General features: G+C 71.3%; 24 protein-coding genes and 1 pseudogene. 10 read left to right on the top strand and 15 right to left on the bottom strand.

The genetic code is table 11. The annotated features are described in order from the left end of the window. Positions 1–110: 110 nt before the first annotated feature. Both IG74_RS0104425 and IG74_RS0104420 read left to right on the top strand, forming a co-directional pair. A complete protein-coding gene (locus IG74_RS0104425) occupies positions 111–359 on the top strand; it encodes a hypothetical protein (RefSeq protein WP_030669870.1) in 249 nt (82 codons plus the stop codon). After that, positions 356–877, top strand: a complete 522-nt coding sequence (locus tag IG74_RS0104420) for a hypothetical protein (protein ID WP_158857432.1) — start codon at positions 356–358, stop codon at positions 875–877. Before IG74_RS0104425 ends, IG74_RS0104420 begins: the two co-directional genes overlap by 4 nt. Before the next feature lie 7 nt (positions 878–884). On the opposite strand, the gene IG74_RS0104415 is transcribed toward IG74_RS0104420, so the two are convergent. The 8 genes from IG74_RS0104415 to IG74_RS45525 all read right to left on the bottom strand — a co-directional run bounded on the left by IG74_RS0104415 (position 885) and on the right by IG74_RS45525 (position 11,545). After that, complete coding sequence (locus tag IG74_RS0104415; RefSeq protein ID WP_030669865.1) at positions 885–1,805, bottom strand: NlpC/P60 family protein; 921 nt, start codon at positions 1,803–1,805, stop codon at positions 885–887. 7 nt (positions 1,806–1,812) lie between these two features. Next, on the bottom strand, positions 1,813–2,862 hold the full coding sequence (locus tag IG74_RS0104410; RefSeq protein ID WP_030669862.1) for a replication-relaxation family protein: 1,050 nt from the start codon (positions 2,860–2,862) through the stop codon (positions 1,813–1,815). A 40-nt stretch (positions 2,863–2,902) separates the two neighbouring features. Further along, positions 2,903–5,344, bottom strand: a complete 2,442-nt coding sequence (locus tag IG74_RS0104405) for a type IV secretory system conjugative DNA transfer family protein (protein ID WP_199818774.1) — start codon at positions 5,342–5,344, stop codon at positions 2,903–2,905. Between the two features lie 44 nt (positions 5,345–5,388). After that, positions 5,389–7,212 carry a VirB4 family type IV secretion system protein gene (locus IG74_RS0104400; protein ID WP_199818773.1) on the bottom strand — a complete coding sequence of 608 codons (1,824 nt, stop codon included), beginning with the start codon at positions 7,210–7,212 and terminating at the stop codon, positions 5,389–5,391. Between the two features lie 88 nt (positions 7,213–7,300). Beyond that, complete coding sequence (locus IG74_RS0104395) at positions 7,301–8,431, bottom strand: PrgI family protein (protein WP_063761208.1); 1,131 nt, start codon at positions 8,429–8,431, stop codon at positions 7,301–7,303. 6 nt (positions 8,432–8,437) lie between these two features. Next, positions 8,438–10,210: a hypothetical protein gene (locus IG74_RS45530; RefSeq protein ID WP_158857430.1), complete on the bottom strand. Its 1,773-nt coding sequence runs from the start codon at positions 10,208–10,210 to the stop codon at positions 8,438–8,440. Then, the gene (locus IG74_RS0104385) at positions 10,207–10,500 is read right to left on the bottom strand and encodes a pilin (protein ID WP_107058863.1); all 294 of its coding nucleotides are present in this window, start codon (positions 10,498–10,500) and stop codon (positions 10,207–10,209) included. Before IG74_RS0104385 ends, IG74_RS45530 begins: the two co-directional genes overlap by 4 nt. Before the next feature lie 142 nt (positions 10,501–10,642). Continuing rightward, the gene (locus tag IG74_RS45525) at positions 10,643–11,545 is read right to left on the bottom strand and encodes a hypothetical protein (RefSeq protein ID WP_051854518.1); all 903 of its coding nucleotides are present in this window, start codon (positions 11,543–11,545) and stop codon (positions 10,643–10,645) included. 433 nt (positions 11,546–11,978) lie between these two features. Here IG74_RS45525 and IG74_RS51895 point away from each other — a divergent pair, with 433 nt between their 5' ends. From IG74_RS51895 to IG74_RS47655, 3 genes are read left to right on the top strand one after another with little or no spacing between them, the layout of a single operon-like run. After that, positions 11,979–12,635, top strand: a complete 657-nt coding sequence (locus IG74_RS51895) for a hypothetical protein (protein WP_158857428.1) — start codon at positions 11,979–11,981, stop codon at positions 12,633–12,635. Next, positions 12,635–12,844 carry a helix-turn-helix transcriptional regulator gene (locus IG74_RS0104365; RefSeq protein ID WP_030669836.1) on the top strand — a complete coding sequence of 70 codons (210 nt, stop codon included), beginning with the start codon at positions 12,635–12,637 and terminating at the stop codon, positions 12,842–12,844. The genes IG74_RS51895 and IG74_RS0104365 overlap by 1 nt, the downstream gene beginning before the upstream one ends. Positions 12,845–12,881: 37 nt before the next feature. After that, complete coding sequence (locus IG74_RS47655; protein ID WP_078868564.1) at positions 12,882–14,186, top strand: tyrosine-type recombinase/integrase; 1,305 nt, start codon at positions 12,882–12,884, stop codon at positions 14,184–14,186. Positions 14,187–14,368: 182 nt separating this feature from the next. Here IG74_RS47655 and IG74_RS51890 read toward each other — a convergent pair. The 3 genes and pseudogenes from IG74_RS51890 to IG74_RS0104345 form a co-directional block, all read right to left on the bottom strand. Then, a pseudogene (locus IG74_RS51890) lies at positions 14,369–14,524 on the bottom strand (AIM24 family protein); the annotation flags it as partial. A 155-nt stretch (positions 14,525–14,679) separates the two neighbouring features. Then, entirely contained in the window at positions 14,680–15,588 is a 909-nt protein-coding gene (locus IG74_RS0104350) for a glycoside hydrolase family 16 protein (RefSeq protein ID WP_030669831.1), read from the bottom strand. Positions 15,589–15,790: 202 nt separating this feature from the next. Next, positions 15,791–17,290 (bottom strand): FG-GAP repeat protein, encoded by a 1,500-nt coding sequence (locus tag IG74_RS0104345; RefSeq protein ID WP_030669829.1) that lies wholly within the window; start codon positions 17,288–17,290, stop codon positions 15,791–15,793. 250 nt (positions 17,291–17,540) lie between these two features. Between IG74_RS0104345 and prcB the strand changes: the two genes are divergently transcribed. Both prcB and IG74_RS0104335 read left to right on the top strand, forming a co-directional pair. Continuing rightward, positions 17,541–18,386, top strand: a complete 846-nt coding sequence (gene prcB / locus IG74_RS0104340) for a proteasome subunit beta (RefSeq protein WP_030669826.1) — start codon at positions 17,541–17,543, stop codon at positions 18,384–18,386. A 131-nt stretch (positions 18,387–18,517) separates the two neighbouring features. Beyond that, positions 18,518–19,162: a dihydrofolate reductase family protein gene (locus IG74_RS0104335; protein ID WP_030669823.1), complete on the top strand. Its 645-nt coding sequence runs from the start codon at positions 18,518–18,520 to the stop codon at positions 19,160–19,162. Between the two features lie 18 nt (positions 19,163–19,180). Here the strand turns inward: IG74_RS0104335 and IG74_RS0104330 are convergent, their stop codons facing one another. Next, the gene (locus IG74_RS0104330; protein WP_030669820.1) at positions 19,181–19,537 is read right to left on the bottom strand and encodes a MerR family transcriptional regulator; all 357 of its coding nucleotides are present in this window, start codon (positions 19,535–19,537) and stop codon (positions 19,181–19,183) included. Between the two features lie 168 nt (positions 19,538–19,705). Here IG74_RS0104330 and IG74_RS0104325 point away from each other — a divergent pair, with 168 nt between their 5' ends. Beyond that, positions 19,706–20,482: a thioesterase II family protein gene (locus IG74_RS0104325; protein ID WP_037824368.1), complete on the top strand. Its 777-nt coding sequence runs from the start codon at positions 19,706–19,708 to the stop codon at positions 20,480–20,482. Here IG74_RS0104325 and IG74_RS0104320 read toward each other — a convergent pair. After that, positions 20,472–20,888, bottom strand: coding sequence for a VOC family protein (locus IG74_RS0104320; protein ID WP_030669813.1), 417 nt, complete (start codon positions 20,886–20,888; stop codon positions 20,472–20,474). The two genes, IG74_RS0104325 and IG74_RS0104320, sit on opposite strands and share 11 nt — an antisense overlap. An 82-nt stretch (positions 20,889–20,970) precedes the next feature. On the opposite strand from IG74_RS0104320, the gene IG74_RS0104315 reads away from it, so the two are divergent. Beyond that, positions 20,971–21,579, top strand: coding sequence for a TetR/AcrR family transcriptional regulator (locus IG74_RS0104315; RefSeq protein WP_030669812.1), 609 nt, complete (start codon positions 20,971–20,973; stop codon positions 21,577–21,579). On the opposite strand, the gene IG74_RS0104310 is transcribed toward IG74_RS0104315, so the two are convergent. Further along, positions 21,576–22,598, bottom strand: coding sequence for a proline racemase family protein (locus IG74_RS0104310; protein ID WP_030669809.1), 1,023 nt, complete (start codon positions 22,596–22,598; stop codon positions 21,576–21,578). The genes IG74_RS0104315 and IG74_RS0104310 overlap by 4 nt on opposite strands. Positions 22,599–22,825: 227 nt before the next feature. Here IG74_RS0104310 and IG74_RS0104305 point away from each other — a divergent pair, with 227 nt between their 5' ends. Continuing rightward, a complete protein-coding gene (locus IG74_RS0104305) occupies positions 22,826–25,558 on the top strand; it encodes a glycosyl hydrolase family 65 protein (RefSeq protein WP_030669804.1) in 2,733 nt (910 codons plus the stop codon). Between the two features lie 359 nt (positions 25,559–25,917). Here the strand turns inward: IG74_RS0104305 and IG74_RS51885 are convergent, their stop codons facing one another. Further along, entirely contained in the window at positions 25,918–26,079 is a 162-nt protein-coding gene (locus IG74_RS51885) for a hypothetical protein (RefSeq protein ID WP_158857426.1), read from the bottom strand. Between the last annotated feature and the right edge of the window lie 108 nt (positions 26,080–26,187).

The raw sequence follows: 26,187 nt of genomic DNA, 5'->3' as shown, positions 1-26,187 counted from the left end.
TGCTGGACCACGTCGCGACAAGAGCAACCTCAAGCCAAGGCAGCTGTCCCCGGTAGCAACGGCCCGAGCTCCCCGGTTCGGGAGATGGCCCCGGCCTGGAGGTGCAAGCTGTGGAGCTCGACCTGAGCAAGGCGCGGGAGACCGTGCGGGAACTCCAGGAGCGCCTGGAGGCGCTCGACGGAGCGGAGCCGGACGCCGCGCCCACGCGTGCTGGCCAGCGCGAGCGCAGTGAGGTGAGCCGCAGCTTGCAGTACATGGCCCACCTCGGCAACCGTGCCGCTGTGGAGATCATGGACGTCTTCTGCACGTACCGGGAGTGGGACAAGCCAGATCAGCGGGACGAGTCGCCAGGGACATGAGCCGTCCGATGTGCCCCGACACCGAGACCGCGTTGCGCCGTGTCACGGACTGCTTGGAGCGTGCCGTCCGTGAGCGGGACTGCCCGGCGATCGTGGCGCTCCACGGCGAGCGAGCCCTGGTGATGTCCGACTACGACTACCTGCGCGACGAGGTGACGGCCGCGGCGTTCGAACGCCGCGTGTCCGAGAAGGCACGGGAGATCCACGCACGTCGCTTCGCCTTTGCCGTCCCGCAGGTCTGGCTCGTCGGCCACGACGGTGTGGCCGGCCGGGCGGTCGCCAACCTGCCGCTCAGGGAGGGCGAGCAAGAGGTCATCGCCTGGATGGCCTATGACGCGGACGACGGGGTGGACTACGGCTGTGTTCCGTACACCCGTCGACCGAGCGGTGAGCCTGTCTTCGGCGACTCCATCGTGATCACCGACCCTGTTCAGCCGTACGACGCTTACCCGGGCCGGATCCTGCTGCGCGCCCTGACGCAGGATCCTGGTGTACCGCCTCCTGGCCAGCGGCTTTAGTGATCATTTAGTCGGGTCTCGTGGCTCCGACGTAGCGGTCGTCCTGATAGCGGTAGGGCGATATCTGGATAGCCGCGCCCCTGCGTGGAGCGTGGATCATCCGGCCGTCGCCGATGTAGAGGCCGACATGCTCGACGCTGTCTCCACGGCCGTAGAACACCAGATCTCCGGGCTCGAGCCGCTGGCCTTCGAGCACGCGGGGTCCCGCCGCGAACTGGCGCTCGGCGGTGCGCGGAAGAGGGACATCCGCCGCCGCGTACGCGGCTTTGGTGAGCCCCGAGCAGTCGAAGCCGGGGTCCCCAGCGGCCGGACCGTCGCCGCCCCAGAGGTAGGGGAGACCGAGCTGTTCCCGGGCGTAGGCGACTGCTCGTGTGCCTGCGGTGCCGGGGGCGGCCCGGGCTGTGCGGTAGGCCCGTGCCTGGGCCAGGACTTCTGACACGTACCAATCCGCGTGGTTGTACGCGAACACCGCCTCACGCAGGTCCTGTCCGTCCCGCGCGCCGGAGTCGCACAGGTAGGCCGCGGCTGAGTAGACCGCGTCGTGCGGGTTGTACGGCGAAGGCGGCCTCGCACCGCCCGGCGGCGGCGGGTGCCGGGCGGTGACCTGGCTGAAGGTGGTGGTGAGGAATTGCATCGGCCCGCGAGCGCCCGCGTAGTTGGCGCCGCTGTGGACGCCGGGCAGAGAACTGCGGCCGTGATCGGTCTCGATCTTGCCGATGGCAGCGAGCACGGACCAGTCCAGGCCGGGACACGTCGCCGCGGCTCGGTGATAGAGGTCGAAGTAGCCAGGGGGTATGTCGGAGAGTGCGGTGTCGCTGGGCCGACTTGCGCCTCCCGTGAACGAGGAGAACAGGCTGCCAGCTGCGGCGGCGGCCATCACGAGAAGCAGAAGGAGAGCCGTGGCGGCCGCGCAGGCGGCCTTGAACATGATGGAGTCACCCTCCCCGTGAGGTGGCGTGGGGGTGCGGAGCTCGAGGTATCGGTGCCGTCGGCATCGGGCAGGCCGTCCTGCTCACGGAGATGGTGCTCGTCGCCGCCGTCTGCGTCAGCGGGGGCAGGTCCGGCCAGGCGGTGGTCAGCTCGATGAGGCGGAGGCGTCGTTGGGAATGACGGGTGGCTTCCAGGGGCAGCCATCGTGTCTGTGATGGATCGTCGTCTTGCCCGGCGTCAGCCATGAAGTTCGCCGTGGTCGTGGCGACGGGTACGCACAGTGGATCGTTGAGTGCGGCGCGCGCCTCGGTGAGGGCTCGTCGCAGCCGGGCCTCCCGTCGGACGGTCGGGGCCCACACGAGGACCGGTGTGGTGATGCCGGTGCTGGAGGCGAGCCTGGCGTAGTCGACCAGCTTGTGGGCGACGCGGTCCGGTGAGCGTTCGGTGCCGCAGTCGTACTCCAGGAACCACTCGAACTCTCCGCGGGGCTCGCGCCATCGACCGTACCCGTCGGGGCGTACGAGGTCGCCGAAGTGCCTCTGACAGCGCCCCTCGGACCACCAGGCGGTGAGTCTTCCGTGGGCGTCGACCTGCTGTGAGCGGGCGGCGAGCGCGGTGAAGAAGCCGTTGGTGCCGACGGTGTGGGCCAGTTGCAGGGAGTAGGCGATGCCCATCGCCCGCTCGTGCCGGTAGTCCAGGTCGCGTGCCTCCAGGCCGTCTTCGTGCGCGACGACGAGAGCGCCGGCGACGTCGAGGACGTAGTGCATGGGGGCGGAGCCGTAGGTGATGAAGGGCTGGAAGCGGTCCAGTACGCGCCACCTGTAGAGCTGGAGCAGGCGCATGTTCGCGGCGCGCGTCGAAGGCCAGGCGAGTTCGGCGATTTGGCCGGTGGTGAGGACCTTGTGCTCGTACACCATCCGTGCCAGCCAGCGGTCGCGGGGAGTGAGGCGGGATACGAGGCGGGCGAGGTAGTCGCCGGTGGTGGCCGTACGGCCACTCAGACGCTTGGGGCGATGGCCACGCAAGGCGCGCTGCTGAGTGGGGTTTGTAATCACGGTGTTCGCCTCCGTTGCGGTCGAGTACGTGAGCGTGGAGTCAGGACGTTCGGCGTGGATCGGTGCCGGACGGGTGTGGCTTGTGGAGGAGGGGCTCAGCGGCTGCCGCGCCCGCGTTGCGTCGCGCGGCAGCACGGATCCGGCGGGCGCGGCCGGGAACGGCGGGTGGGAGTTTCTCGGTGGACACGGTGAAGGCCGGGGCCTCGGCGCCGTGGACGACCGGGCGGACGGCGGCCTGAAACGCGCCCAGGTGGGACAGGTCGTGCTCGGTCAGCCGGGGCCCGGTGTGGCGCGCGAGGTGGCGGGCGTCCTCAGGGGAAGCGTTGAAGAAGATCTTGGTGCGGGCGTTGGTGCTGATGCCCTCTTCGAGTTCCTTCGGGAGCTGGCGCAGGTACTGATGGGCCAGCGTCATCGACAGCCGGTAGCCGCGGGCCTCGGCGAGCATGTCTTCAAAGGCGTAGGGGAGGTTGAGGAAGTGGTGCGCCTCGTCCACGTAGAGCGAGGCGTCACGGCGACGGTCTTGGGGGACCCGGGCCCGCTGTGTCGTGGCCTGCCAGGTGCGGGCGACGACGACCGAACCGACCAGGTGAGCGGTCTCGGCGCCCAGCCGGTCCCGGGCGATGCGCACCAGGCAGATCCCGCCCTCGTCGAGGATCTGGTTCATGTCGACGCTCGTTGCCCCGCCGGCCAGCGCATCTCGCACGAAGGGGCGCAACAGTAGGCCGCGGAGCTTGTTCATCAACGGGGCCGTGACCTGGGCGCGGGCGGCCACGGACAGGTCGTCGTACCAGGACCAGAAGCCGCGCAGGACGGGGTCGTGGACCTGACGCACGGCGCGCTCCCGGAAGGCGGGAGTCGACAGCAGCGCGGGGAGATCGGTCAGAGCGGGCGTATCGGACAGGGCCCGAAGGGTGAGCAGCCCGGCGCGGAGGATGTCGTCGGTGCGCGGCCCCCAGGAGGAGGCGTAGACACGGGAGAAGATCGAGACCAGGTTGTCCACGGTGCGGATGGCGTCCTCGCCCTCCAACGGGTTGAGGACCGGCGGGCGGCGCCTGCTGTTCACGTCGAGGAGCACGACTCGCTCGCCGAGATGCTCCGGTAGCCGCATCAGGACGTCCGTGACCAGGTCACCTTTCGGGTCGACCACCACCTGCCCGCGCCCGGCCTCGGCGTCGGCGAGCACCATCCGGGCCATCAACTCGGACTTGCCCGAGCCGGTCGCTCCAAGGATGTGGAGGTGCTGGCGGGCGTCGGCGACCCGGAGACCGACGGGGCGAATTCCTCCGGCCGTGGTCAGGCCGATGGGCTTGGCAGACGGCCCGCGAGCGGCGACTCCGGGCGGGGGAGGCACCGCGCGGGCACCGGCACGCTGGAGTCCTGGGACGGTGGCGTCCCAGGGGAGATGGGCGAGGGCCGCCAGCTCGGGCACGGAGAGGAGATCGCCCTTGTCGAGGCGGCGTTCACCGAGATGGGCCAGGGCGCGGCGGGGCCGGGTCCGGCGGAAGTAATTGTGCTCGGTGTATGGGGCGTACGCGCTCGCGACCGCATGGGCGTGGCCGCGCAGCCGGTCGCGGACGCGGTGGCGAGCCTCGGGGCGGGCGGAGTCGGACACGGGAGCCACGACGGCGTAGCGCAGACGGCACTCGTACGAGGCGCCGCGTTGCTTGGTCACGATGGCCCGGCTTTCGGCTGACGCTCTGAGGGCAGCCTGTTGGTGCACCGACGTCGTCGGGCCGCGAGGGCGAAAGCGCGGCGTCACAACGTCCAGCAGGCGGCTGACCGAGCGAGCCGATCCTCCTTCCTTCAGGCGCCGGGCTGCTCGGCGGGACTTCTGTACCCGGCGCCCGGTGACCGGGCGGGCCAGGATCTGGACCACGGCCTGCTCGTCGTGTTCCAGGCCGATCGGAGCACCGAGCAAAGCGCGCTGGGGGTCAGCCGGAAATTCAGTGCGCAAGGGCAGCGCCTCGTGGCGCGCGAGCCGCAGTTCGCCCCAAGCCGCCTCGCTGCTCGGGGCAAGGTGGACGGGAGCGCTGGCGGGGCGGGCACGGGCAAGGGCTCCGGGCCACGCGGCCTCGATCGCGCGTTCCACCATCCCGGGCGGTACCGCGCCCGGGACCCAGAGCTGCATGCGGACAGCTTCCCGCTGCAGGACGTACTCCCAGGACAGGTGGGGTTGCCCGGCCAGCAGCCTGCGCCAGGTCGGGCGGAGCAACCCGACGAGGTGGGACCACACGGCGATCGCCCCCGCCGGATCGACCGATGGCGGCGGCAGCAGCTCGATGACGCGTGCCCCGTCGGCCAGCTTCCGTCGGCACCAGCGGTGCCACCGCCAGCGGGTCACGATGAGCGCGGCCAGTACCGCGCACGCTGACGGCGCTGCGATCGGCCCCCACGCGATGAACTTCTCCGAGAAGTACACGAGGACGGCGTGCAGGGCTACACCAGGATCGCGCAGGTACTGCTGCAGCGGGGCGCTGTACACGAGTGATACGGGCCAGGACGTGGCTGGATACATGACCTCCGCCGTCACATCGGGTCGAGGGTGATCTGGCCGTCGGCTTCTTCGAAACCAGGCGACGAAGCTGCGGCTTCCACCGCTGGAGCGAAGCCCAGAGAGGAGGCCTCGGGGGCACCCGCTGCCCAGGACTCGGCGTACGCGGCGAGCTCAGCCGGGTCCGAGGTGACCAGGTGGTGCTCCGTGGGTGAGGCGACGCTGTGGAACGCCACGCGCTGCGGGCCCGCGCAGAGCAGCCCCTGGCCCTGGTCGGCCGTCAGGAGGAACTGCCGTTCGCCGTCGGAGAGATCAAAGGCGCGAGTGATGTCGTCGATGGCCTGGGGCGCCTGACGCAGCAGGATCTGGGTCGCCGCGTTGGCCACCACGGCCTTGCCCAGGTCCGTGGAGAGGACGTCGGCGGTGTCCTGGGTGGCCACGGTCAGTCCGGCCCAGTGCTTGCGGCTGGCCTTGGCCATCCGGAAGAGGAAGTCGGCGCCGGCCTGTTCCCGCATCAGCAGCCACGCCTCATCGACGGCTACAAGGCATGGTCTCCGCAGCGCCGGGTTGGACACCCGCCGCCATACCGCGTCCAGGGTGAGCAGGGTGCCGACGGGTTTGAGTTCGTCGGCCAGGTCTCGGAGCGAGAAGACCACGAGGTGGCCTTCGGGGCGGCTGGTCGTCGGCCCGGTGAACAGGCTGGAGAAGGCGCCGTGGACGAAGGGGTGCAGTCGCACGGCCAGTTGAGCCGCGCCGGCGTCCGCCGAGTGGTCGAGCACGCTGGCCAAGTCGGGAAGCAGCGGGGCCGCGCGCATCCAGGTCCGTGGGTCTCCTGTGATCCCGGCCTGCTGGTACGTAGCGACGATCGCGCGGTCCAGGATCGCCCGCTCCGAGGGCCCGAGCTGCCCGCCGAGCAGGACGCCGATGACGGTGTGCAGGAACAGCGACCGTCTGACGAGTGCGTCCTTGGGAGCGGTGCGGCGACCGTCGGGGCGGGTGTGGACAGGAAGGTCGAAGGGGTTGAGGCGTTCGTTCTCGGCGCCGAGGTGGACGTAGGCGCCGCCGACGGCACCGGCCAGGCGAGCGTACTCGTCCTCTGGGTCGATCACGTGGGCCTCGATGCCGCGGTACAGCGAGCGCAGCAACTCCAGCTTGACCAGGTAGGACTTGCCCGCGCCTGAGCGGCCGAGGACGACCGAGTTGTGATTGTCCAGGGCGAAGCGGTCCCAGTGCACCAGTCCTTGACTGCCAACGTTGTACCCGTAGAGCACTCCGCTCGGCGCGGCGACCGAAGTGGGTTCGGCCGGTGGCAGATCAGGGCTGGTGAAGGGGAACGCGGCGGCGAGCGCGCTGGTGTCGAACGTGCGGCGCAGCCGAAGCAGGTCCAGGCCCATCGGCAGGCACGTGATCCAGCCCTGGAGACTGCGGTAGCTCGCGGGCTTGGCGTCCAGCAGGAGACTGGCGGCCAGCGAGCGGACAGCCGCCACCTCGTCCACCAACTCGTCATGGCCGCAGGCGTGGACGGTGAGGTAGAGGCCGAGTCGGTAGAGCTTGCCTTCGCCGCGGGCGACGCGGGCAGAGAGGTCGTACGCGTCCTCGGTGGCGGCCTCGACGTGCGGGTCGAGCAGTCGCCCTTTGTCCTGGGTGTAGCGGCGGCCGGACTCCAGGCGGGCCAGCTGTCGCTTGAGCCGGTGGGCGGCGGTCACCGGGTCGATCGGCTCGATGTGCAGGGAGACGTCCAGGCGTCCCGGGTACGTCAGCAGGGGCTGGAGCCAGCCGGGGTGGACCTCGCGGGGGTAGCCGGATATGGCGAAGGACGCGACCCATTCGGCGCCGACTTCGAGGTGATCAGGTGCCACTACCAGTGTGTCGGGAGCGAAGGCGGCCCCATATGTCCGTGCGACATCGAGCTGGTTGTTGGCGGCAGGGGGCACGGTACGACGGTTGTCATGGTGTTTCATAGCGCTCGACTCCCTGTGCACCGGAGGGTGGGGTGGCCATGTCGTCCCCAGCCCAGGGGGCGTCCGTGCTGGAAGCGCCGGTGATGACGTCGTCGGCCCCGGCCAGAGCCGACGACGGTGGGACGAGGCAGTCCGGGTTGCAGGCCGAGGTGAGGACGGCGGTGCACTGTGCGGCGTCCAGTGCGGTCACGGTGATCCCGATGGGACCGAGGAGTTCGGCGGCCTCGCTGAGGCGACGGAGCAGCCGAGCCTCAGCTGCACGACGAGCGCCTGGCTCCACGGCGGAGGCGCCGCGGTTGGACTTCCACAGGGAGAACGCGCCGAGCGGTGAGGATCCTCCCAGCCCTTCGGAACGAGACGGGGCGCGCACGGGCTCTCTCAGGACCAGCAGCACCTGGCGGCGCAGGAGGTCGGCGTCGCGCCCTAACCGCTCTACATAGTCGGCATGTTCCCGGGCAGCCTGCTCCAAGGCGGGATGTGGCAGGGCGGCAGCGTACTCGCGTAACTCACGTATCTGCGCGGACAGATCGAGGCGTTCGGCCTTGACGAGGACCTGCACGGGCGCGGTGAGCGAGTGTAAGTAGCGGCCGAAGGCGCCGACGAGGGACTCCTGCTCGGCAGGTGTACGCAGCGCGAAGTTGATCGTTCTGCATACGGCCACCGCCGCGACACCGTCCGAGCCGAGATCGACCACGCCCGTCTCAGACACGGACTGGGCCGGGAGACGAAGCTGCGTGGCGGAGGTATCGGTACCGGGCCGTGCGGGCTTCCCGGACTCGTCGGTGGCTCGATTGAGGAGCCAGCGCGGCGGTGTGTGAACGCCTTCCGGTGCGGAGATGAGACGGCGTGGCGCGAGGCGCTGGCGAAGCGCGGCCAGCGCGAGCCGGTCCAGGGACAGGCCGTCACGAGTGCCGAGAGCGAGCATCAGCGCCGTGCCGCTGACGGGGAGGGCAAGCAGGAGGAAGGCTGGCAGCGGCAGCAGGCTCCTGGTGAGTGACCAGAAGCCGTACAGCACGGTGCCAGTGGTTACGAGGACGAGCAGCTGGTGGGCGGTCAGGTTCGCGAGGACGGTGTCCTCGCGTTCGACATCTGTGGGGATGCGCACCGGTTGGGTCATCGGCGATCACCTCGTGGTCGGGCCGGGGCCGGTGGGTGACGGGACGGCCCGCGACGGTGTGCTGCCGCCGGTTGAGGGCGGGCGGAAGGTGGCGGGTGCGGGCGGGCGAGTGGCCCGTAGGGGACCGGCTGAAGGCTGAGCCCGCGGCTCCTGGAACAGCGGCGCAACCGGGGCCTGCGTCGGGCGGGGCAGTGGCCGCGCGACCGCCGGGGAGGGCGAAGCCGGGGAGTGAAAGGCTGGAACAGTAGGTGCGGGCGCTGCTTGCACGCGCGTGGCGCCGGACGATGACGTGCCCGACCGCCCACCCGGAGGCAGGAAGACAGGCAGGGGCGGCGGGCCGGGGGCGTGCCCCACAGCAGGCTGCGTCACGGCCTGACCGGGAGCCTGAGCGGGTTGGTTGGGCGGGAGGAACAACGGCGGCCCGGGCGGGCGCAGCGGTCCCGCACCCGCTCGCCCACCGCGCAGTGGAGCCCCCGCTGCGGCATGCTGCCGACGCGCCGTCTGGCCGGGAGCCACTGGTACGGCGACCGGCCGGTTCGGAACGGCGCCGCCAGGCCCTCCCTGGCCGCCCCAGCCAGCATGGCCTGCGGCCGCCCGTACGGGCTTGCCGCGCAGCAGTCCGAAGGTCTTGTACGCCACCACGGCGCGGACGATGCGGCCGGTGAACGACCTGCCGTGCCCGACCCGCGCCGAACTCAGGATCCAGAAAGGGATCTTGAACAGTATGTACATCAGCGCCAGCGAGACGAGCACACTGACCAGGTCGTTCTGCTCACGACCGAACGGGCTGAAGTTCCCCGGCGTCAGGAACACGCGTATCCCGACCACCAGCGCCATCGACTGGGCGACCTGGATCGCGAGGAGCCCGGCGAAGACCCGCCACCACCAGCGGGCGATGCCGTCCGCCTGCGGCAACGCATGACACATCAACGCCAGCGGAGCACCGGCGATCAGCAGGATCGTCAGCGCGACCCGCACGATGTACGACACCAGCAGCGCCACCAGGAGGACGGCCACCACGGCCAGCATCAGGATGATGAAGATGCTGCTGTCGGACGTGAAGCTGCTGAGAACGAAGTCCCGGAGCGCCGTTCCCGCGGCGTCTTCGTCGAGGCCGGGGCCCAGTACGGCCATGGACAAGGCGTTGGCCAGCTGCACGGCCTTGTTGGCGAGGAGGAGCGACAGCCCAGCGGCGAGGAATCCCAGCGGGATCCGAGGCCCGAGCTCGCGCAGCGAATAGCGGGTCTGCACGGTTTGGTGCCCCATCAGCAGGACTCCGGCCACCATGACCAGGAGACCGTACGAGGCAAGCGTGATCTTCCAGGAATCCGCCCACAGTTCCTCGACCCGGGGAAGCGTTTCGGGCTCAGGGGTGGTGAGCAGGGTGTCGCCGAGGAGTTTGAGCAGAGGGTTGAGAGCAGCGCTCACGATCCCCTTGAAGAAGGCATTGATGGCCGCGGTGACGCCCTTCGCAACCCAGTCGACGATGCCCGTGGGCGCTTGATCCGCCACCGCCGCTGTGACGTCCTCCGCGGCGGAAGCAGGCACGAGCGGGGCGGTCTGAAGTCGCGGCGGACAATCCTTGGGCGCGCATGGTGACGGCTCGGCCACCGTCGCCACGAGGGCTGATGAGCTGACAGTGCTGGGACGTACCGCAGTGGGATCATGCTCACGCGCATGCAGCGGGAGTAGCACGAACAACAGCACGCAGCCAACCACGAACTTCCCTCGCCAGCGGCGTGGAAGGTGGACTGTGACGCCGGAGATCATCGCTCTCACGCCCCGACGATCCCTTTGAGGATCTCCACGACGAGGGGTGCGAGCGCGGCGATCCCGTACCCCCATCCCGCGCTCTTGAAGGCTGATTTCGCCCTTTGCACTTCGCCCGGGTCACCGCCGGCCATGAGGTAGATAACGCCTCCGATGGTCAGGAAGACGGTCGCAAGACCGGCGAGGACTCCCATAATCCAGTTCCGGATGTTGTCGAGCACCTCGTTCACGGACTTGGCCAGCGCCAGGAGGGCCCCACCGTCCGTCGCGTACGCCGATGAGGCGCCGAGCACGGACACCGCGGCGCACCACACGAGGAGCAGCGCCCACTGGACCGCTCGGAGCCTGGCCTTACGGGTGCTCAGCCGAGCACTCGCAAGGCCAGGCCATGGAGCGCGGCAGTACCGCTTCCGTGCGGCGCTGTGAGGTTTGTTGTGCATCTCAAGCACCTCCAAGGGCGCGGGGAGGCATGGAGGGCTGTGTGGGAGCCCCTGCACCTGAAGAGACCGCTTCAGGCGGCTCTTTTAGACAACCGGGCAAGGGTGGTACGGAGCGTGACGATCGCGGCGCCTGACGGCGAGGCCGACGCGGAGTCGCCGATCGAGGCAGATGCGCCGTCGCCGTGTGCGCCACGGGGTCTTCCGAGTCGACGGGCCGGACACCGTACCGCAGAAACGCGACGAGTCGTTGTTCCGCTCGGCGTCGGGTCTTGTAGACGGAGGCGAGGGACAGCCCCCGTACCGCGGCCCAGTCGTTGACGGACTGTTCATCCAGTCGCGTACTGCCGATCAGATCCGCCTCGGTCCGGGTCAGGACTTCCGCGCGGACCGCGCTCGCCAGGACGAGGTCCGGATGTCCCCAGGGCGCTCTCGGCGGAGCGGAGTCGAACCCATCCGGCCCCACCGGAGTGGGCGCGTCGCGAGCTTCCGTCAGCGCGGCGAACCCTCGCCGGTACGCGGCCCACTTGAGCCTGACGACCACGTGCGGCCGGTTCAGGTCGATCGTGCTCAGAGCGTGCAGGAATCCGGCGAGCACTTCGGCGTGCAGGTCGTACGGATCTCCCGCGTACTGCGCTGCCAGCCGCTTGGCGACGCCCGCGAGGGCGGGCAGGGCCATGCCCGCGCAGGCCAAGGTCCACGTGGCTCCGAGAGAGCGCGAGCGTTCCACCAGCATGGACCAGACGATGTCCTTCGTGTGCTGTGGGCACGGGCCATGGAGCAGGCAGTGGAGCAGTTCGTCCAGCGGGACGAAGCAGTTGGGCAGGCCGTCGAGCCCTCGGCAGTCGAGGGACAGCGGATCGGCCCCGTCCACCAACAGCTCGAAACTGCTCCGGGCGATGTCCAACGGCAGCAGCGTTCCGCCGGTGCACGCAGGAACACGGCGGTCATGGCGCCTGACACACGGCATGATGGCGCCTCCTTCTACAACTGGGGCTCGTCACGTGGCCCCAGGAGGGGTGACCGGCGCCAAGAAGCCAGCAGCTGAGGCTTAAGGGCTCGCGTCGACGGACTGCCATGTCGGCCAGCGGCGTGATTGCCGCGCCCAGGTCCCGGACACCGGGGTACCGAGCGGCGAGCCATAGGTGTGATCTAGGGATGACGTAACTGCGTCTGACCAGCGCTTTAGTAGCGTCGTAAGAGGGGACACGTCGGCCGTGAGCGCAGTGACACCTCATGTCACGCGGCTCGGTCTCATCGATTGATGTCGAAAATGTGCGCGGATTCCGGCCTCTTGAAGCAATAGAGCACCTCACACCAGAGGACAAGAGGAACCGGAAATGACACGTCCCCGCCACGACAGAGGCGACCATGACGGCGACAACTGGCTGGCCCACGCCGTCCTCAACGTCATCGCGTACTACTGCCAGCCGCACGACCACGTGCTCGTCCTTGCCGCTGACCAAGGCGAAGCCTGCCCCGCTGCGCCCAGGATCTCGGCAGTAGCCCAGTCCTCCTCAGGACTGGTTCGGACGATCGCCGTACGTGTGCTCCGCCCCGTCGAGCAAGTCGGCCTGCCTGATGTGGATGCAGCTACCACTGCGGAGTCCGGATCCCGACCGAAGCCGCCCCCTCCTGATGCGCATGCGGTCCTTCGCCGGACTCCGCAGGACCGGGCAGGACTCGCCGAGAGCCTCCATCCCTTCGACACAGTGATCGCGTGCGTGGACGCCCGGTGGGCCGACTGGGTCGGTGACATCCCCTGGGCCGCGCTCCTCGCACCTGCCGGGAGGGTTGCCTTCATCACTCACGGTCACACCGCGGACGCTTGCGCCGCGGCGATCCGCGACCGCTTGGCTCCCGCCGCCCGGAGTGCGCATCTGATCAGCCTCGACCAGATCACCGTGCACGCCGTACCCGTGCGGACGCACGCGATCGCGTCGGTTTTCATCCGCCCGCTTCCTGCCGTGGGTTCGCCGACACGGGAGTGGTCCTGATGCCGAAGTCCTTCCGGACCGAGCACTGGTTGACCGCCCAGGAGGCGGCCGACCGCCTCCGCGTCGCGCGCAAGACGCTCTACAACTGGGCGAGCACCTGGGAGGTGGAGCACCGCGGCCCGAAGCCCTTCCGCATGGGTGGCCGCGCTCTCCGTTATCGGGAGTCGGATGTCGACCGCTGCATGACGGGCTGGGGAGGTGAGGACTGAATTCTCCAAGTGATCAACAGGAGGTGACAACGTGACAATGGAGGAACCCTACGACCGCTGGCACAAGGCTCGCCCGAAGCCGGAAGACCCAGAGTGCCCAGAGCACCCGGGCTTGGTTGCGAGCACCATGCACGGGTGCGCGAAGCGGTGGCAGGCGCGCTGGCGGGACGCGTCCGGCCAGCAGCGAGCCAAGAACTTCGCTACGAACAGGAAGCGAGCAGCCGCCGCCTTCCAGCGCAGCCAGCGCGCCGCAGTGGAGGAAGGGCGACTTCCCTTCCCGCACAGGGGCCGACGGAACACGGAGAATGAAGCCCCGACGATCAGCGAGTACGTGAACACGTTCCTGGCTCGGCACGAACGCCGACCAGGAACCATGCACGCGTACGGACATCGGCTGCGACGCCACGTGGTCCCGGTGCTGGGATCGCGCTCCCTCTCCGAAGTCAAACGAGGGGAGTACCGGGACTTCTTGATCGCTCTGAAGAACAAGGGCATGTCGGATACCCACCGGTCCAATGTCAAGAAGGCGCTGTCCGTGATGCTGTCCATGGCCGTCGAGGACGGCTTCCTGGACGGCAATCCGGTCGTGGGCATCCGTGTACCGAGGGGGCCGGGACGCGGGGTGCGGTTGACCTGGGCCCATGTGGTCGCTCTGGCAGAGGAGATCGATCCTCGATACGAGCTGACGATCTGGTACGGAGCCCTCCAGGCACTGCGCTCGATGGAGGCTGCCGGAGTTCGCCGTCCGGACATGGAGAGCGTTCCCGATACGCAGTTGGTGGAGGAACAGCGACAAAAGGGCAAGGCGGTGCCCTTGAAGACAAAGGCCAGCAAGGCCCCACTCGCCGTCGGCTCGTTCCTGTGGGAGAAGTACCGAGCGCACATGGCGCGCTGGCGGGCACCGTTGCCTGCCTCCGCGCTGCGCAGGCGCGAACGACGCGGCCTGCCAGCCATTCCGCGTGAGTACATGGACCTGGTCACGGTCAGCCGTCGCTGGACGCCGCTCACCAAGCACACCCTGCGACACGCCTTCGAGATGGCGAAGAAGCGTGCCCGGGCCCGGGGCGTGGACATTCCGAAGGAAGCGAGCTTCCGCGACCTGCGGCACTTCGCGGACGCGGTACTCATCGCCTCGGGCCTCGAACCTCGCAAGGTCCAGGCCCGGATGAGACATGGCCGCATCGCTGAGACGCTGGACACCTACGGCTACTTGATGTGGAAGGTGGACTGGGAGAACGCCCCGGCGTCCTTCGAAGAGCTGTATGGCATCCCGGCGCCCGCCGGCTTGCCGGAAGCCGCGTTGGTGCCGAGCAGTGAACGACGGCGGAGGAGTCCGTCATGATCGGTGAGGACTCCACTGTGTGTGGAGGTCGACCGACCGGCGAGTACGGAGGCGCTCCGGCCGGAGAATGCCGCCTCGCTGGCGGGGAGCCAACAACGAGCGCCGTGCACCGGATGTGCACGGCGCTGGGATCCACTCTTCGTTTGTGCTGCTCAGACGGCATTTCACCGCGCGGGTGGCGTGAACTGGAGGTTCCCCCGGTAGGCGATCATCGAGCCCTGCCGGGCCAGCATCTCGCCGTTCACCGCGTACTTCAGGGACTTGGAGTTCTGCACGCTCAGGCCGGGGACGGTGGCGGGCTGCGCCAGGTGCCGCTCGGAGAAAAGGTCGCTCTTCATGCGGGCATCTTGCCCCGGAGCTGGTGTTTCGCCAAGTGGCTGGGGGTTTGGGCCCTTGTGGACCAAGGTCGCGCGCCGAGGCCTCCGGCGCACGACCTTGGTTCCGTACGGGGACGACTTCGGTCGGCCCGCCCGGTCGTGCCGCGGGGTGGCCGTCAGCCGCCCGTCACGCGCACGTAGTCGACGGTCAGCTTCTGCGGGAAGACGGTGCTGCCGTTCGGGTCGCCGGGCCAGTAGCCGCCGACGGCGAGGTTGAGGATGAGGAAGAACGGCTTGTTGAACGCCCACTGCCTGCCGCCGAGGTCGGCCGGGGTGCGCGTCTGGTAGACCCGCCCGTCGACGGACCAGGTGACCTTGTTCGGCGACCAGTCCACGGCGAAGGTGTGGAACTTGTCCGCGAACGCCTCGCCGCCGGGCAGCGTGTACGCCGCCCCGATGCCGCCGGAGCCGGAGTAGCCGGGGCCGTGCAGCGTGCCGTGGACCGTGCCGGGCTCGAAGCCGACGTTCTCCATGATGTCGATCTCACCGCAGTTGGGCCAGCCCACGCTGCCGATGTCGGTGCCGAGCATCCAGAACGCGGGCCACATGCCCTGCCCCCGGGGCACCTTCATCCGGGCCTCGACGTGCCCGTACGCCTGCGTGAACCTGCCCGCCGTGTTCAGTCGCGCGGAGGTGTACTCGCACCGGCCGTACCAGCACTGGTAGTTGGCCGGGTTCTCCTTGCGCGCGGTGATGACCAGGTTGCCCTGGCCGTCGAGGGCGGCGTTCTTGTTGCCGGACGTGTAGTACTGCCGCTCGTGGTTGTTGACGTTGTCGCCGGTCTCGATCTGCCACTTGCCGCCGTCGACCGCGGCGCCCGCGGGCCCGTTGAAGTCGTCGGCGAACGCGAGGGCGGCCGCGGGGCGCGGCGCGGGCGGGGCCGACGCGGCGGCGGGCGTCACGGCGAGGGCGCAACAGGCCGCGGCGAACGCGGCGAGCGCCGCGCGGCGGCGCCGGCGGTGGGGGAGCCGGTGGGCGGGACGGCGGGAGGGGCGGTGGGGGAACGTGGGGGGAAGCACTGTCATCACATCGCTTCACGTGTGGGAGTGTGCATGACAATCAAGCGTCGGGAAGTGAACGCTGAGAGCGCTCACAACCCTGCGGTGCCTCTACTTGGTTTAAGGCAAGCGGAACAGGGCCGTCAAGCAGTCGGCGCGGCCCAACTGCCCCGCGACCGCCGCCCCCTGGCGGCGGACCCGGCCATCGGTCCGCCGCCAGGGACGTGCGCTACTCGTCGATCGCCGTGCCGAACGCGGCCCCGCTGACGGGCACGCCCAGCGTCTTCACGCCGAACGTCCAGGACCCGGACGCGGTGACGCCGCTCCTGGTGCCCGGGAGGAACCACGCGACCCCGTCGCCGGAGTTCTCGCCCGGCGCCGACGCGATCAGGTCGAAGCGGCGGTCGCGGTTCGGGTCCGCGAGCCGCACCTGGGCGCCCCACTTGTCGCCCTTCTCGGCGAAGCCGGGAACGCCTGCGGAGTTCTGCGTCCACGAGGCGGCGCCCCGCGCGGTCAGGCCGCGCGGCGTGCCGCGGAGCACCCACACCGCGCCCGCGTCCGCGACCCGTCCGACGTCCTCGCCGGGCGCGCCGATCGCGAGTTCCGCGTAGCCGTCCTTGTCGGTGTCGTCCACGGACAGGTCGGCGCCCCAGCGGTCGCCCCTCTCCACGGCTCCGGGCACGCCCGCGGAGCCCTGGCTCCACCACTCCACCCTCGGCGAGGGGCCGTGCGCGCTGCCGTAGCGGACGCCGACGAGCCCGCCGGTCAGCGTCTCGCCGCCGTCGTCGGGGGAGTCGGGCTCGCCGGTCACGAGGTCGTCGTAGCCGTCGCCGTTGATGTCCCCGGTGGCGGCGACGGGCCCGCCGCGCAGCTCGCGCTCCTTCGTGAGGCCCTCGGTGTGGCCGGAGTAGTACGCCGACCAGCCGTGCCCGGGTTCGTCGCCCGTCGTCACGCCGGAGACCACGAGGTCGGCGAAGCCGTTGTCGTCGTAGTCCCCGGTGGTCAGCGACTTGGGCAGCACGACGCGGCGCGCGGCGGCCCGCGCCCCGTCGGCGACCGGTCCGTCGAGGCGCTGGGACGACTGCCGTTGGAAGATCCGGCCGGCGGGTATGTGCGGCTGGTCGCCGTAGGTGTAGGTGTCCAGCTCGTCGCGGTCGGTGATCGCGAGGACGTCGCCCTCGGTCGCCCCGCTGAACCGGGCGGCGGCGACGCCGGTGCCGAACCGCTCGCCCGCGCGCGGCTCCTCGGCCTCGATCCAGTCGCTGAGGCCGGGCTTGAGGCCCTTCTTGGTGCCCCAGAAGATCGTCACGCGGCCCGCGTCGCGCTGTCCGTCGACGTCCTCGCCGGGGGCGGCGATCACGGCGTCGTCGTAGCCGTCGGAGTTCAGGTCGCCGCTGGCCACGGTGGCGCCGAAGGCGTCGCCCGCCTCGGGGGTGCCGTCGCCGCCGGTGGAGGCCTCGCTGAGCCGGGCCACGCGGGTGGTGCCGATGCCCCGCGACGAGCCGTACTGCACGGTGACGAGCCCGGCGCCCTCGTGCCCTTCGACGGTCGCGCCGGGCGCGCCGACCAGCAGGTCCTCGTGGCCGTCGCCGTTGTAGTCGCTGTTGCGGTCGTTGGCGTGCGTGCTTCCCGGCGTGCCCGCGGACGCGGCGGGGGCGGCGGCCACACCCGCGCCGGTGAGCAGCAGGAAAGAGGCCGCGGTGAGCGCGGCCGGACGGTTCTTGCGCAAGAAAGGCTCCCGTTGAGGAAAGGTGAGTACGTGCGGCCCCGGCGGCGCGGGGAGGGTCCGGAAAGGCCCGTTCCGTGCCTCCGGCGCCCTGTTCGACCAAGGATGGGGCACCGGGGTTGTACGGGGCACGCGTTTCGCCCGCGCGTCGTGGGCCGGGCCGGGGCCGGTCAACTCGGCTCCGGGGTTACCCGATTGGGGCCGCGGGTAGGGTGCGCCCGGAGATCCGTCGACAGGTACGGGAGGCGCGCGCATGCATACCGGTCCGCACGGCACGGGTGGTCTGCCGCCCGCCTTCCTGGCGCCCGAGACCTCGTCCTTCGTGGACTTCCTCGCGGCGCACGCCCCCGACACGCTGCCCGCCGGCCGCGCCCTGCCCACCCCGCACGACGGCTTCGAGGCGCCGCACGGCACCACCATCGTCGCGGCCGCGTACGCGGACGGCGTCCTGGTCGCGGGCGACCGCCGGGTCACGATGGGCAACGTCATCGCGCACCGCGAGTACGACAAGGTCTTCCCAGCCGACGAGCACTCCGCGATCGCCATCGCGGGCACCGCGGGCCTCGCCGTGGAACTCGTCAAGCTCTTCCAGCTCGAACTGGAGCACCACGAGAAGATCGAGGGCACCGCCCTGTCCCTGCTCGGCAAGGCGAACCGCCTCACCACCCTGGTCCGCGGCAACCTCGGCATGGCGCTGCGAGGCCTCGCCGTCGTCCCGCTGTTCGCCGGGTACGACCTGGGCAAGGGCGTGGGCCGGGTCTTCTCGTACGACGTCACGGGCGGGCGCAGCGAGGAGCGGGAGATCGCCGCCACCGGCTCGGGCTCGGTCTACGCCCGCGGCTCCCTGAAGAAGCTCTACCGCCCGGGCATGTCCGAGGCCGACATCGTCCTGGCCGCCGTGCAGGCGCTGTACGACGCCGCGGACGACGACTCGGCCACGGGCGGGCCCGACCTCACCCGCCGGCTGTTCCCGCGCGTGTGCCTGGTCACCGAGGACGGCTACCGGCAGCTGGCGCAGGACGAGGTCGCCGAGGTCGCCAGGTCCGTGGTGGACCGGCGCCTGGAGGAGCCGAACGGTCCGCGCGCGCCCGTGCTCTGAGCGGCAGCCGGCACGAGGGTCACTGCCCCCCCGGCCAGGTGGGCGAGGACCCGGTCGACTTGCCCGGCCGCGGCCGATGAATTCTTCGGATCCGGGGAGTCTCACCAGTGTCGACAACACTGGAGGGACCCATGGGTCAGCTGTTGAGAGTGCAGAACTTCAACGTCTCGCGGGACGGATTCGGGGCGGGGGAGAACCAGAGCCTGGAGCGGCCCTTCGGTGACGCCGACCCCGGGGAGATGTTCTCCTGGGCCGGTGCCACCGCGAGCTGGCCGATGCGCACCGACCCCGGCGGGAGCCGCGGCCTCGACGACTACTTGACGCGGGACTACGCGCGCAACATCGGCGCCGAGATCATGGGCCGCAACAAGTTCGGGCCCCAGCGCGGCCCCTGGGAGAACCTCGACTGGCGCGGCTGGTGGGGCGACGAACCCCCCTTCCGTACACCGGTATTCGTCATGACGCACCACTTGCGCCCGTCCTTCACGCTCGGCGACACCACGTTCCACTTCGTCGACGACGATCCGGCCGCCGTCCTGGAGCGGGCGAAGGAGGCGGCGGACGGCAAGGACGTCCGGCTCGGCGGCGGGGCCGCCACCATCCGGGAGTTCCTCGACGCGGGCCTCGTCGACACCCTGCACGTGGCGGTCTCGCGGACGGAGCTGGGATCCGGGTCACGCCTCTGGAAGTCGCCCGACGAGCTGCTCGACCGGTACCACCTCGACGTCGTGCCGAGCCCGAGCGGCGTGACGCACCACTTGTTCTGGCGCAGGTGACACGCCCGCCGGGGCCGCTCAGCCGGACGCCGCCTCGATCACCTCGTCCAGGACGTCGCGGGACCGCACCAGGTCGCCGATCATGCGGTTGATGCGGTCCCGCTCCTCGCTGAGCTGGGCCACCAGGAACGGCGTCGCCGTCTCGGAAGGCCCGCCGTCGGTGTCCCGGATGCACGGCAGCAGATGCACGATCTTCGAGCTGCACAGGCCCGCGGCGAACAGCTCCTGGATGCGGATGACCCGGTCGACCGCGCTGTCGGCGTAGTCGCGGTGGCCGCCGGGCGTGCGCTCGGCGGCCAGCAGCCCCTGCTTCTCGTAGTAGCGCAGGGAGCGTTCGCTCACCCCGGTGCGCCGGGACAGTTCGCCGATCCGCATCGTCCACCTCGCTCGCCGTCGCAGGCTCCGCGGCCGCGCGCGAACCTGACATGGATGACAGTTTCCACCCTACCGGTGGCGCGGGCACCGCTAGCGTGGGCGGCGACCGCGCCGCGACGCCGTCGAACGTCGCGGCCTCCCTCCCACGGAGGCGGTGAGCAGGACGACATGGACGAACCCACCGGCACGAACGGGCGCTGGGTCACCGGCCGCCTGGCCGCGGGCGAGCCCCAGGTACGGCTGCTGTGCTTCCCGCAGGCGGGCGGCGCGGCCGGGGCCTTCTCGGTCTGGCGCCCGCACCTGCCCGCGGGCCTGGAGCTGGCGCCGGTCGAACTGCCGGGGCGCGGCACCCGCAGCGCCGAGCCGCTCCCCGATGACCTGGGCGCGCTCGTCGGCGCGCTCCTGGAGGCGCTCGACGAGGAGTTCAAGCGGCCGTACGCGCTCTTCGGGCACAGCTTCGGCGGCCTCGTCGCCTACGAACTCGCCCTGCGGATCGGCCGGTACGGGATCGCGCCGCCGCGTGCCGTCCTGGTCTCCGGCGCACGGGCGCCGCACGCGAGGGCACGGGCCGAGCCCGTCCACGAGCGCGACGACGCGGGCCTCCTGGAGTGGCTGCGCGGCACCGGCGGCATGCCCGCGAGCCTGCTGCGACAGACCGGCTACGTCCGCTCCGTCCTCGCCGCCGTGCGCGCGGACCTCACCCTGGGCGTGGCCCACCGGCGGGCCGAGCCGGTGCCGTTGACCTGCCCGCTGTACGTCTACGGAGGCTCCGCCGGCCCCGTCGTACCGCCCGGCGAGCTCCAGGACTGGCAGGCGTACGCGACCTCGGCGGTGCCCGTCACGCTCTACCCCGGCGACCACTTCTACCTCTACGCCGACCCCGCCCGGCTCCTCGCCGACATCGCCGCGGTCACCGGGGCCGGGCGGGCCGGGTTCAGTCGCTGACGTACTGCTCGGCGAACTCGCCCACCGGGGCGATGGGGGTGATGACGTCGATCAGGACGCCGTTCGGGTCGGCCACGATGAAGTGGCGCTGCCCGAAGTCCTCGCTGCGCAGGGCGAGTTCGGGGTGCAGACCGCCCTGGACGACGAGCCGCTCCCACTCCGCGTCCACGTCCTCCACCTCGAAGTTGAGGAGCAGGCCCCGCGCGGGGGTGCGGTAGCCCTCCGGGATCGTCGGGTGGGTGTGGTCGAGCAGGGCCAGCTCGTAGGGCGATTCGCCGGGCCGCCTCAGGCTGACGTACCAGTCGGCCTCGAAGGTCGTCTCGAATCCGAGGAGCTGGGTGTAGAACGCGTGGGACTCGCGCAGTCGGTCGGTGGCGATCACGGGATAGAAGCCGGTCAGTTTCATGGGGACCCCCTGGTTCGCATACCATCGGTATGCGAAAGAACGTATTCGCGTACCATCGGTATGTCAATGTGGTGGAGGGCTGATGGCGGAGCAGGGCATCCGCGCCCGGCAGCGGGAGCACACGCGCGGGCGGCTCGTGGCGGAAGGGCGGCGTCTCTTCGCCGCCCACGGGTACGCGGCGGTGGGCCTCGCGGAGATCGTCCGCTCCGCGGAGGTCACCAAGGGCGCGCTGTACCACCACTTCACGGACAAGGCCGCTCTCTTCCGCGCGGTCCTGGAGGAGGTGCAGCGGGAAGTGGGCCGCCGCGTCGCCGACGCCGCCGACGCGCACGACGACCCCTGGACGCGGCTCACGGTCGGCTGCCGGGCCTTCCTCGCCGCGACCGCCGACCCCGACGTGCAGCGCGTCATGCTCGTCGACGGACCCGCGGTGCTCGGCTGGAGCGCGTGGCGGGCCATGGACGAGGCGGCTTCCGGCCGGCACCTCGACGACGTCCTCGCCGAGCTCGTCGACGGCGGAGTGCTGAGCCCCCAGCCCGTCGCCCCGCTGTCCCACCTGCTGTCGGGCGCGATGAACGAGGCGGCCCTGTGGCTGGCGTCGTCGCGGGACCCGGAGGACCTGCCCCGCACCCAGGCCGCGCTGGAGCGGCTGCTCGACGGGCTGCGCGCCGAGCAGCCGGGCACGAACTAGGGCAGGAACCCCTCCGGCAGTTCGTCGTACGGGTCGAGCACGAAGCGGTGCTCCCCGGTGCGGAAGGCCCGGCCGGTGGTCTCGGTGACGGTGCCCCTGTCCGTGGGGGACAGCGCGCGGCCGGTGAAGACGGTGCCCGCGATCGACTCGTGCCGCAGCACCTCGTGCGGGGCGAGCAGCCCTTCGTCGGCGAGCAGGGCGAGCCGGGCCGACGTGCCCGAGCCGCACGGGGAGCGGTCGAACTGGCCGTCGGCGAAGACCGTGACGTTGCGCTGGGCGGGCCCCTCGGGGCGGCGCGGCAAGTCCTCGTGGAGGATGACGCCGTAGACGCCGGACAAATGAGGGCGCGCGGGGTCGAGGCTGCCGGGGTGGCCGGCGAGGGCGGCCCTGATCTCCTGCCCCGCGGCGACGAGGCGGGGCAGCGCCGCGCGGTCCACGGCGAGTCCGAGCGCGGCCGCGGAGACGGAGGCGTAGCAGGCCCCGGCGTGGACGAGGGAGACGTCGACGGGGCCCGCGCCGGTGGCGACGCGCACGCCGCGCGCGGTGACGCGGGCGGGCACGTTCCGGAATGTGACGCCCGTCGTGCGGCCGCCCTCCCGGTGCACGGTGGCGGTGACGCGCCCGGACGGCACGTCGACGCGCACCTGCACGGAGCCGTCGGCGGGCGCGGCCACGATCCCCTCGTCGACGGCCCAGGCGCCGAGCGCCATCGTGCCGTGGCCGCAGGCCGTGGAGTACCCGTCCTTGTGCCAGAACAGGACGCCGAAGTGGGCGCCTTCGTCGTCGGCGGGGACCACGAAACAGCCGTACATGCCGGAGTGGCCGCGGGGCTCGCGGACCAGCATCCTGCGGACGTCGTCGAGCGGCCCGCGGCGCGGCGCGGTAGGAGCGCCGCCCGCGCCGACGGCGGTGGCGAAGCGCTCGGCCACGGTGTCGCCGGGGATCGGGGGCAGCCCTGCGCGCACGATGCGGAAGGGCTCGCCTGCGGTGTGGTAGTCGATGGTGCGCACGTCGGTCACGGGTGAACTCCGGGCGGCAGCAAGGGCGTCGGACGGTCCGGGCCCGGAGGAGGCTACCCGGCGCGGACGGGGCGCCGAACGCCTGGCGGGCAGACCGCAGGGGGGCCGGATGGCGCAATCTCCCCCTCTTGCCTTAAGGACTTGATTGATGGTGCGCGGTTATTGACGTGACTCGTTCACAAAATTTATGGTCCGTGGACCCTCACAGATCACCATGACGGAGAACAATGACGTACTCCCTGGTCACGCGGCCCCGCGCCGCCCGTCTGTCCGCGGCGGCGCTCGCCGGAGTGCTCCTCGCCGCCGTCCCGCCCACCGCCAGCTCGCAGCCGGAGCGGCGCACGGCGTCCGCCACTCCGCCCGCCAACTGCCGTACGGGCGAAGGCTGGTCCCTCGACAGCACCCGCGTCGACCCCAAGGACTCCCACCACGCCTTCGTCGGCAACGGCTACCTGGGACAGCGCGTCCCGCCCAACGGCGCCGGGTACGCCGACAGCGCGGCCAAGACCGGCTGGCCGCTGTACACCCCGCGCTACGACGGCTCCTTCGTGTCGGGCCTGTACGCCCACAACCCGCGCACCGCGGCGGACCGGCAGGCCGTCGCCGCGCTTCCCACCTGGACCCCGCTGACCGTCACCACCGGCGGGGAGCGCGGCGACACCTTCAACTCTTCGACGCCGCCCGGCCGCGTCTCCGCCTACCGGCAGAGCCTCCTCATGCACTGCGGCCTCGTGCGGACCGCCCTCACCTGGACCGCGGCCGACGGCCGCAGGACCGATCTGATCTACGAGGTGGTCGCCGACCGCGCGAACCCGCACGTCGGCGCCGTACGGCTGCTGATGCGGCCGCACTGGAGCGGCGACGCGACCGTCACCGACCTCGTCGACGGCCGGGGCGCCCGGCGCGTGCGGCAGACCGGCGGCGGGGACCGCACCGGCGGCGACCGGCACGGCCGCCCCGGACCGGCCATGGACGTCACCTTCCGCACGGACGGCACGAAGGTCGACGGCGCCGTCGCCTCCGCCCTGCGCGCCGGGCGCGGCGTGCACGACGCCCGGGAGCGCAGGGCGGCCGGCGCCCGCGGGCTGACCGTACGGCAGAGCCTCACCCTGCCGGTGCGCGCCGGCAGGACCTACGAACTCACCAAGTACGTGGGCGTCGACACCGGCCTGACCTCGCGCGCCCCGCGCAAGGACGCCACCGCCGCCGCCCGCCGCGCCGCCGACCGCGGCTGGGACGCCCTGCTGCGCGCCCACACCGCCGCCTGGGCCCGCCTGTGGCGCAGCGACATCGAGGTGCCGGGGCGGCGCGACTGGCAGACGTGGGTGCGCTCCGCCCAGTACGGGCTGCTCTCCAGCACCCGGCAGGGCGCCGCGAACAGCATCGCCCCCGCGGGTCTGACCAGCGACAACTACGCGGGCCTGATCTTCTGGGACGCCGAGACCTGGATGTACCCGGGGCTGCTCGCCACCCGGCCCGAGCTCGCGAAGTCCGTCGTCGACTACCGCTACCGCACCCGCGCGGCCGCCCACGACAACGCCCGCTCCCTCGGCTACAAGGGGCTCTTCTACCCCTGGAACAGCGGCAGTTCGGGCAACCTCGCCAAGGAGTGCCACAGCGTCGACCCGCCGCACTGCCGCACGCAGATCCACCTCCAGTCCGACGTCTCCCTGGCGACCTGGCAGTACTACCTGGCCACCAAGGACACCGGCTGGCTGCGCGAGCGCGGCTGGCCGGTCCTGAAGGGCATCGCCGAGTTCTGGGCGGGCCGCGTCAGCCGCAACGCCGACGGCAGCTACTCGATCAAGGACACCGCGGGCCCCGACGAGTACAGCAACGGCGTCGACGACGCGGTGTTCACCAACGCGGGCGCCGTCACCGCCCTGCGCCACGCCACGCGCGCCGCAGCCCTCCTCGGCGAGCGCGCCCCCGCCGCCTGGACGCGGATCGCCGACAGGATCCGCATCCCGTACGACGCCGGGCGCAAGGTCTTCGAGCAGTACGACGGCTACCGGGGCAGCAAGATCAAGCAGGCCGACACGGTCCTGCTGATGTATCCGCTGGAGTGGCCGATGCCCGAGGGCGCCGCGGCCGCCACGCTCGACTACTACGCGCAGCGCACCGACCCCGACGGCCCCGCCATGACGGACTCGGTGCACGCCGTCGACGCCGCCGGGATCGGCGAGCCGGGCTGCTCCACGTACACGTACATGGAGCGCTCCATCAAGCCCTTCGTGCGCGGTCCGTTCGCGCAGTTCTCCGAGGCCCGCGGGGACAAGGCGGGCGCCGAGGACCCGCTGTCGGGCTCGCCCGCGCACGACTTCCTCACCGGCAAGGGCGGCTTCCTGCAGACCTTCACGCAGGGCCTGACCGGCATGCGGATGCGCGAGGACCGGCTCCGCCTCGACCCGATGCTGCCCCCGCAGTTCGCCGAGGGCGTCACGCTGCGCGGCCTGACCTGGCAGGGCCGCACGTACGACGTCGAGCTCGGCGCCCACCGCACGACGGTGCGCCTCACCGACGGCAAGCCGATGACGCTCGACACGCCGCAGGGCGAGCAGGTCGTCAGCGAGGGCGCGCCCGCCGTGCTCAAGACCCGGCGCCCCGACCTCGCGCCCACCGACAACGCGGCCCGGTGCGTCAGCGCGAAGGCGTCGTCGGAGGAGCCCGGCATGTACGCGGGTGCCGCCGTCGACGGCAACACGGCCACGGCCTGGGTGCCGCAGGAGGCGACCGGCGCCGTCACGGCGGACCTGGGTGAGCCCGTCCGGGTCCGCGAGGTCACGCCGACGTGGACCGGAATCAAGCCCGTGTCGTACGCCGTCGAGGTCTCCCTCGACGGGCGGCACTGGTACCGGACGGCCGACTCCCCGCGGCTCGCCCGGTACGTGCGGGTGACCGTGCACGGCGAGCCCGGGGCCAAGGAGCGGCCGGGCATCACGGAGCTGACCGTGCGTTAGCCGCCGCCGTCCGCCGTTCCCGCCGCGACGAGACCCCGGGCCCCACGGCCCGGGGTCTCGTCGTGTCGCGCCCCGCCGCGGAGCTTCACGGAGCGTCATGGTGGCGCTCCCGCTGGGCTGTTCGATGCCCCCTTCTCACTCGTTCGCATCCCTTGATCATCTCAAAGCGGAAAAAGTCGGATAAAAAGATCTTGCGTTTCGGCCGGACCGGAACGGTGCCGCCTTGCCGTGCCCGATGTGAAGGGGTCTCTCGATGCGACACAATCTCAGACGGCGGGCGGCCGCGCGCCGTTGGCCGCGCGGCGCGGTGGCCCTCGCGGCCGGTGCGGCGGCCCTGGTCGCGCCGCCCGCGGCAGCGGTCACGGCGGCCGCCCTCGCGGCCTCGCCGGCTCCGTCGCCGTCGAGCGCGCCACCTGGCACGGCATCAGGTCCGGCATCGGGCCCCGCATCGGGCCCTGCATCAGGTCCTGCATCAGGTCCTGCATCAGGTCCTGCATCAGGTCCTGCATCAGGTCCCGCATCGGGTCCGGAGTCCGGCCCGGCGGCCGCGGAGGTGCCGCCGTCGGCGTCCGCGCCCCCGCCCTCCGGTGACGCCGCGTCACCCGACGCGGGCGCGTCGCCGTCGCCCT

Source organism: Streptomyces sp. NRRL B-1347 (assembly GCF_000720325.1).
Classification (GTDB): domain Bacteria; phylum Actinomycetota; class Actinomycetes; order Streptomycetales; family Streptomycetaceae; genus Streptomyces.
Note: the sequence above shows the minus strand (reverse complement) of the source record. Positions and strands in the feature narration are given on the sequence as shown.

Bases quoted from the DNA above. Each gene is read 5' to 3' on its own strand.
- IG74_RS0104420 (WP_158857432.1), top strand. From the start codon at position 356: ATGAGCCGTCCGATGTGCCCCGACACCGAGACCGCGTTGCGCCGTGTC.
- IG74_RS0104415 (WP_030669865.1), bottom strand. From the start codon at position 1,805: ATGTTCAAGGCCGCCTGCGCGGCCGCCACGGCTCTCCTTCTGCTTCTC.
- IG74_RS0104395 (WP_063761208.1), bottom strand. From the start codon at position 8,431: ATGACCCAACCGGTGCGCATCCCCACAGATGTCGAACGCGAGGACACC.
- IG74_RS51895 (WP_158857428.1), top strand. From the start codon at position 11,979: ATGACACGTCCCCGCCACGACAGAGGCGACCATGACGGCGACAACTGG.
- IG74_RS0104365 (WP_030669836.1), top strand. From the start codon at position 12,635: ATGCCGAAGTCCTTCCGGACCGAGCACTGGTTGACCGCCCAGGAGGCG.
- IG74_RS47655 (WP_078868564.1), top strand. From the start codon at position 12,882: ATGGAGGAACCCTACGACCGCTGGCACAAGGCTCGCCCGAAGCCGGAA.
- IG74_RS0104350 (WP_030669831.1), bottom strand. From the start codon at position 15,588: ATGACAGTGCTTCCCCCCACGTTCCCCCACCGCCCCTCCCGCCGTCCC.
- prcB (WP_030669826.1), top strand. From the start codon at position 17,541: ATGCATACCGGTCCGCACGGCACGGGTGGTCTGCCGCCCGCCTTCCTG.
- IG74_RS0104335 (WP_030669823.1), top strand. From the start codon at position 18,518: ATGGGTCAGCTGTTGAGAGTGCAGAACTTCAACGTCTCGCGGGACGGA.
- IG74_RS0104330 (WP_030669820.1), bottom strand. From the start codon at position 19,537: ATGCGGATCGGCGAACTGTCCCGGCGCACCGGGGTGAGCGAACGCTCC.
- IG74_RS0104325 (WP_037824368.1), top strand. From the start codon at position 19,706: ATGGACGAACCCACCGGCACGAACGGGCGCTGGGTCACCGGCCGCCTG.
- IG74_RS0104320 (WP_030669813.1), bottom strand. From the start codon at position 20,888: ATGAAACTGACCGGCTTCTATCCCGTGATCGCCACCGACCGACTGCGC.
- IG74_RS0104315 (WP_030669812.1), top strand. From the start codon at position 20,971: ATGGCGGAGCAGGGCATCCGCGCCCGGCAGCGGGAGCACACGCGCGGG.
- IG74_RS0104305 (WP_030669804.1), top strand. From the start codon at position 22,826: ATGACGTACTCCCTGGTCACGCGGCCCCGCGCCGCCCGTCTGTCCGCG.
- IG74_RS51885 (WP_158857426.1), bottom strand. From the start codon at position 26,079: ATGCGGGACCTGATGCAGGACCTGATGCAGGACCTGATGCAGGACCTG.